The organism is Pseudarthrobacter phenanthrenivorans, assembly GCF_036455295.1.
Taxonomy (GTDB): Bacteria; Actinomycetota; Actinomycetes; order Actinomycetales; family Micrococcaceae; genus Arthrobacter; species Arthrobacter phenanthrenivorans_C.
Genome location: NZ_JAYXNX010000053.1, coordinates 1 through 350, shown reverse-complemented (window position 1 = coordinate 350; position 350 = coordinate 1). Strand labels below are relative to the sequence as shown.

The 350-nt window shown below is 66.6% G+C and carries 1 protein-coding gene; it reads left to right on the top strand.

Annotated features, from left to right (window positions below; genetic code table 11):
• Window positions 1-350: transketolase-like TK C-terminal-containing protein (locus tag VXJ37_RS21085; RefSeq protein WP_440589843.1), on the top strand; the 350-nt coding region annotated here is incomplete at both ends.

Below are 350 nucleotides of genomic sequence, written 5' to 3'. Positions count from 1 at the left end.
GTACCCTGGGCCCTCGAAGCCCAGCGCGTCCTGGCCGATGACTGGAACGTCTCCGCCGACGTCTGGTCCGTAACCTCCTGGAACGAACTGCGCCGCGACGGCCTCGCCGCCGAAGAGGAAGCCTTCCTCAACCCCGGCCAGCCCGCCCGCGTCCCCTTCATCACCCAGCAACTCGAAGGCGCCACCGGCCCCATCGTCGCCGTCACCGACTACATGAAAGCCATCCCGGACCAAATCCGGCAATTCGTCCCCAACGAATTCGCCACCCTCGGCGCCGACGGCTTCGGCTTCTCCGACACCCGCGCAGCAGCCCGCCGCTACTTCAAAAACGACACCCACTCCATCGTGGT